Below are 2641 nucleotides of genomic sequence, written 5' to 3' on the forward strand. Positions count from 1 at the left end.
GCCGGTGTCGCCTGGGCCGAGGACTACAGCGCCGTCTCGGCACCGGAGCTGAGCGCCGCGGCCGTCGCGGCGGTGGACGCCGAAGATGCCGATAAGCTCCTGACGATCCTGCAGGAGATGCAAAGCCGCAGCATGTATTTCTTCGAAGGCGACGAGGCGCTCTGCCGACGAGAGCCGCCGAAGGTCGGGCTGCTCGCCAAGCCGGGGTTCAACTTCGGCACGGCGCGCACCGCCTATCAGACCTTCAACAAGGTGCAGCGCCTCGAAGAGCAGAGCTGCACCTGCCCGCAGGCGGCACGCTCCTTCGAGGAGTTCTCAGTCGAGTTCCTTGGCGTGATGCCCGAAGACATCACCGAGACGGACATGGCGAAGCTGCGCGAGTACAATATCGCGAACGAATACGACGTGTCCGACACCTACCGGTCCTTCCGGAACAAAACCTGCCGGGACGCGCCCTGATGGCCATCATTGCAGATGTCCTGTCGGCGGTGGACACCACAGCCGCGTCTGTCGGGGCCGCGGCCTACAACGAGGTGGCGGGCTCGGTCATCCCGGTGTTCCGCGTCGGCGCGGTGCTCCTCGTGGCGATGACCGGGATCAACCTGGCCATCCAGGCCGTCCCGATGACGCTCCGCAATGGGCTGAGCCTCATCACGCGCATTGCCCTGGTCATGATATTCCTGTCCTCCTTCGCCAATTTCGATGCGGTCTATGGCGTTCTGACAGAAACCCCCAGCCAGTTGGGCGGGACCGTACTCTCGGCCGCCACAGGGGCGACCGTGACAGACCTGTATCGCGGGTTGGACGAACTCTATGGCGATGCGCTTGATCTGGGCCAAGCGGTCTCGGAAAACGGCTCCTACATCTCCGGCGCCCTCGCCAGCCTGCTCATGTTTCTCATCGCAGCCTTGATGGCGACCATCTCCATCGTCGTCATCTGCGCTGCGAAACTGATGATCGCGGTGCTGATCGTTGTGGGGCCGCTGGCGATCGCCTGCACGCTCTTCAAGCAGTCAGCGCCGATCTTCGAGACCTACGCAAAGCTCGCCCTGGGGTTCGCCTTCGTGCCCCTGCTGACCGCAGCTATGGCCGGCTTCACCATTGCGACCAGCAAGATGCTCGCGCCCGATCCCGCGAGCGCCGAGACCATTGGCGACATCATCGGCTTCGTGGTGGTCATGATGCTCGGCACCGGGCTCATGTTCATGGTCCCAACCATTGCCCAATCCCTCGGCTCGACCGCCATCGGCCTCGGGCAAGCTGCCTCCGGCACCTACCAGCAGGCCAAGTCCCACAGCTATGGCGCCGTGGCCGGCGCCCGCGGCATGGCTGAGGGCATGACCGGGCGCAAGGAACCCAAATACGGGATCAGCTCCGGCGCCCGCCGGGAGGGCCATGCGGCCGGCGCGGCAATCTCGAGCGCCGCGGGCGGCGCGCCTGGCAGCGCGGCCGCGGCCGCCCGGCTCGCGGTGTCCCTGGCGCAGAAATCCGTCGCCAAGAGCGGCAAGTAATCGGCCCGCGAAGGAGGTTTTGGTGAAAGAACACAGCTTCGATACGGACATCATCATGGCCCCGCGCCGCAGCGAAAAGCGCGCCTGGATCGTCGCCGGCGTTGCCACCGGCGTCTCGGTCCTCATGGCCGCCTCCATCGCCACGATGATGCCGCTCAAGACAACCGAGGTCTTCACCGTTCTGGTAGACCGCGACACCGGCGCGGCCGAGCGCATCATGCAGGTGCAGCCTACTGGCATCGAGGATGAACAGGCGGTGAAGGAAAGCCTGCTGGTCTCTTACGTGTCGGACCGCGAGTCCTTCCTCATGGCCGGAATCCAGGAGCGTCTCGAAAGCGTGCAGCGCCGCTCGGCCGGCGGCGCCCGCCGCTCGCTGGTGGCCCTCTGGAGCAATGACAGTGACAATGAGACCTACCCGCCCCGCCTCTATGGGCAGGGGGCGGAAGTCACCGTGAGGGTGAAGACCATCACCTTCCTCGAGCCGACCGTCGCCCAGGTCCGCTATGAGAAGACGCTGCGCACGCCCCGGCAGGACAGCGTCACCCGTCCCTTCGTCGCCGTCATCGGTTTCGAGTTCCAGCCGCGCGAGGAACGCGCCCTCGAACGGGTCTGGGAAAACCCGCTCGGCTTTACGGTGACCAGTTTCAATGTCTCGGCCGAGACGCTGGGAGGCTAATCATGCGATACGCCAAAGCCCTCGCGATTTCCGCCCTTCTGCTCCTGCCGCTACCGGCACTGGCCGAACGCGCGCCACAAACCATGGGCCAGGACGCCCGCGTGCGCTCGGTCTGGTACAACTCCTCCGACGTGATCCGCGTCGACACAAACCTGCGGACCAATACCGCGCTCGAGCTCGGCCGCGGCGAGCGGATCGAGCAGGTGCTTTTGGGGGATTCCGAAGCCTTCGATGTCGAGGTTCTGTCGAACCGCAACACGGTCTCGGTAAAACCGGTTATCGCCAGCGCCCACAGCAACATGACCATCTACACCTCGCGTCGCGCCATCGCCTTTGTCCTGACCGAAGGCCGCAGCAAGACCCCGACCTACCGCGTCGCGGTCAAATATCCCGAGGACCAGCCGGCTGCCCGGGCCTCGAGCACGCCTAAGGCCATCGGCACCCGCGACACCGG

4 protein-coding genes are annotated in these 2641 nt (G+C 65.4%); all 4 read left to right on the forward strand.

Annotated features, from left to right (window positions below; genetic code table 11):
- Positions 1-459 (forward strand): hypothetical protein (locus tag G0Q01_RS23440; RefSeq protein WP_164213911.1); only part of this gene is annotated, 459 nt, incomplete at its 5' end.
- Positions 459-1511 carry a type IV secretion system protein gene (locus G0Q01_RS23445; protein ID WP_164213912.1) on the forward strand — a complete coding sequence of 351 codons (1053 nt, stop codon included), beginning with the start codon at positions 459-461 and terminating at the stop codon, positions 1509-1511. The genes G0Q01_RS23440 and G0Q01_RS23445, both read left to right, overlap by 1 nt.
- Before the next feature lie 22 nt (positions 1512-1533).
- A complete protein-coding gene (locus G0Q01_RS23450) occupies positions 1534-2187 on the forward strand; it encodes a type IV secretion system protein (RefSeq protein WP_164213913.1) in 654 nt (217 codons plus the stop codon).
- Between the two features lie 2 nt (positions 2188-2189).
- Positions 2190-2641 (forward strand): TrbG/VirB9 family P-type conjugative transfer protein (locus tag G0Q01_RS23455; protein WP_164213914.1); only part of this gene is annotated, 452 nt, incomplete at its 3' end.

The sequence above is a fragment of the Salipiger sp. PrR007 genome, assembly GCF_010499845.1.
Lineage (GTDB): Bacteria > Pseudomonadota > Alphaproteobacteria > Rhodobacterales > Rhodobacteraceae > Salipiger > Salipiger pacificus_A.

Excerpts from the sequence above, each read along its gene's own strand:
- G0Q01_RS23445 (WP_164213912.1), top strand. The coding sequence starts at position 459 with ATGGCCATCATTGCAGATGTCCTGTCGGCGGTGGACACCACAGCCGCG.